At 56.2% G+C, this 3039-nt stretch carries 2 protein-coding genes; both read left to right on the top strand.

The genetic code is table 11. The features are described from left to right. Window positions 1-192: 192 nt before the first annotated feature. On the top strand, window positions 193-2586 hold the full coding sequence (locus WFK85_RS23295; protein ID WP_166996023.1) for a CS1-pili formation C-terminal domain-containing protein: 2394 nt from the start codon (window positions 193-195) through the stop codon (window positions 2584-2586). After that, on the top strand, window positions 2586-3039 hold a 454-nt coding region (locus WFK85_RS23290), incomplete at its 3' end, for a hypothetical protein (RefSeq protein WP_442892350.1). The genes WFK85_RS23295 and WFK85_RS23290, both read left to right, overlap by 1 nt.

Here is a 3039-nt window from a genome sequence, read left to right as displayed (position 1 = left end):
TGTTCGGTTAACGAACAATCGTGCATTGAGGAGAAAAGAGAGAGGGATTTCTCTTTTCTTTCTTCGGAAAGAAAATTTCAGGCGTTTGATATTATGGGATTCTTTCGTCCATTAACAGGGTCGTTATTTCTGCTTTTCAGCAGTGTAAATGTTTTGGCTCAGCCTGCGACGCTTGCCAGCCAGGCAGCGGCTATGCCGGATGATTTTCAGGCGTATTTCTTCAATGCCCCGCTTTCAGCCCGCATCATGGTAGATAACCGGGTCCTGGGCGATGCCATGATCATCGTGACGGAGGATAACCGGGCCAGGATTATCCATTTTACCGATAACGGCGACAGTGAGTTTAGCGAGGCCGAACGCCAGCGCTGGTTAAAGGCGTTCACTGACTTTGTTCCGCTTGGGAAGTGCAGTGACCATGCCTGCCCGCCGGGGCTGCTGGCGGCGGATTACAGCCTGAGCGATGCCCGCCTCGTTTTACTCACGCAGCAACCGGGAAACGACGCGAATAAATACTGGTATACCTTACCCGAAGATGGGGATTCAGGCCTGCTGCTGAATAACCAGCTTAACCTCAGCGGCAGCGAGCAGCAGTCAAGCATGAGCTGGAACGGGGGCCTGGAGGCCGCGCTGGGGAGCTGGACATTAATGAGCCAGTTTCAGCATGACCAGACCCGCAGCAACAGCCTCGGCAGCACTTCCCGCCATGCCATAACCTCTCTCTACGTTCAGCGTGAATTTCAGCAACACTTTCTCCGTACCGGGCTATTTACGCCGGACAGCCAGGGCCTGATACGCCAGCTTTATACGCCGGGAGGTGGTATCAGCACGCTGGCGGGCATGATGGCGGGCAGCGGCGATGCACTACTGAAGGGCGGGGACATTCCGGCGCTTTATCCCGTCTACGTCTCGGCCAACCGTGAAGGTGTGGCTGAAATTTACCGCGACGGTACCCTGATAAATTCTCAGCCTGTTGAACCCGGCCTGCAAATGTTAGACACCGTGCCGCTGCCGGCCGGTATCTATGAAGTTGAAATTCGCCTCATTGAAGACGGCCGTGAGAGCAGCAGGGTCACTGAAACGATTAATAAACCCACCCGCTGGCGAACGCCGGGCCAGCGCCTGCGCTATAACGTGTTCGCCGGGCAGCAGCAGACGCTGTGGAACAGTGACAAAAGTGAAGATAACGGTGAATTTGCGGCCGGGGCCAGCGTCAATTACCTGTTGCATCCGCTGGCGACGGTCGGCGTGGCCGTGCAGAAGACGGGGGAAGAGCGTCAGGCCGGGATTTCACTCGACTGGCAGGCGGCAAAGCCGGTGCAGCTGTACGGTAATATCTGGCGGAGCAATCTCACCGGTCACGGGTTTGATACCCAGGGAATATGGTCGCACGCAAAGGGTAATGTCGCCCTCAGCCACAGCCGGAGCTGGTATCGCCAGGAAGATGAACCCTACCGGTATACGGCTCGCCCTTCGCTGGAACACAGCAGCGTGCTGTCCACCACCTGGCGCCTGAACAGCGAGAACAGCCTCACCGCCCGCCTGACGCACAGAAGCCGTCACAGCGGGATCGGTGCCGACGTGGGCTTTAATACCCGTACCGTACTTGCCGGGAACGCCATTAACTGGCGGCTGGCCGCGTTTGATCGCCCCTACGGCAATGGCAGTACGTTACGCAACCGCGGCGTGAGTCTCTCCGCCAGCTTCGCGCTCGGCGGGCAGAAACGCAGCGGCAATATCAGCGTCGGCAGCCGAACGGATACCAACGGCAGCCGGGATCTCTATACCTCCGCCTCGGTCAATCAGACCTGGGACAAAGGCCCCGTGAAGATGACGACGGCGACGCTGACGGCGGACCGCCACGGCGCAGGGTTCAGCACTTACAACCAGTTTGATACGCCGATGATGGCGGGCACTTTCTGGGGGCAGAGTTCAACGCTGGACGGCAGGCTGTCCGGCGGCCTCAATACCGGCAGCCTGCTGGCGTTGGGTGGCGGGCGGGTCACAATGTCGAAACAGACGGCACATTATCAGGGCGGCGGCATGATAGTGGATGTCTCCTCCGACGATAAAAATGCCGAACTGGTGGCGCTTTATTCGGGCGGTGCCGTGCCGCTCAAACCGGGCAGGAACTTCATTCCGGTCGATGCCTGGCAACCCGGCACGGTGCAGATCGACTTCCCCGGCACGGAAGCCCCGGCGCTGAAAGTCGAGCCTGAATACCTGAGCTACCAGCATATTCGCGGGGGCGTCAGTGCGTATTCCGTGAAAGTGATGAAAACGGTGACGGTGATGGGTCGCCTGGTGGACGGCAATGGCCACGCCCTGGGCGGTGCTCAGGTGGTGAATCATGCCGGCAGGACGGTCACCGAATCCGACGGGCTGTTCACCCTCGAAGTGCATGAAAACAACCCGGTGCTGGCGGTGGAGTACCGCGCAATGAACCAGTGCGAAATACGCCTGAATCCCACCACGCAGAAAACGGCCGATGAGATTATTTTCCTCGGCAATCTGACCTGTGACGAATTACCGCTGGCGGGGAACGCAGGCTATGCGGCCAGCAAAGCAGCCAGGAATAAGGACATATAATGTTTACCCGACAGATGTATATTATCGACTTCATTAATAACGCCCTGTTTCGCAGAAGAAATACGGCAGCACTGTCCGCGCTGCTTTTATTGGCGATGATATCCACAGTCAACGCGGCAACGGTGAACGTCACTACGGAGTTTATCGCCGACCTGCAGCAGCCGCAGAAGAATGCGTTTGTGAATACTACACCGGTCTCAGGATTTTGTTCTCAGCACTCTACGCTTTGTAATGTGGGGGAATTCAGTATTTTGGTTCCTGGCTTATCGGCGGAAAAATATTTTGACTCTACGAGCAATAACGTACGCAATTATACATCAATATCCCTTGATGGCACGACAAGGAATATTGTTTTAAGAGATGATAAAACAGGGAATCAAATTACAGGGGTATTTCGTCTGGCTTTTTTTGGTGTGCAACACAATTCGATAGATGGATATAACATAACTAGTG

The organism is Cedecea sp. VD22 (assembly GCF_037150195.1).
Taxonomy (GTDB): Bacteria; Pseudomonadota; Gammaproteobacteria; order Enterobacterales; family Enterobacteriaceae; genus Cedecea.
This window is presented reverse-complemented; position numbering and strand designations above follow the sequence as displayed.

Coding starts and splice junctions, on each gene's coding strand:
- WFK85_RS23295 (WP_166996023.1), top strand. CDS start 193: ATGCCGGATGATTTTCAGGCGTATTTCTTCAATGCCCCGCTTTCAGCC.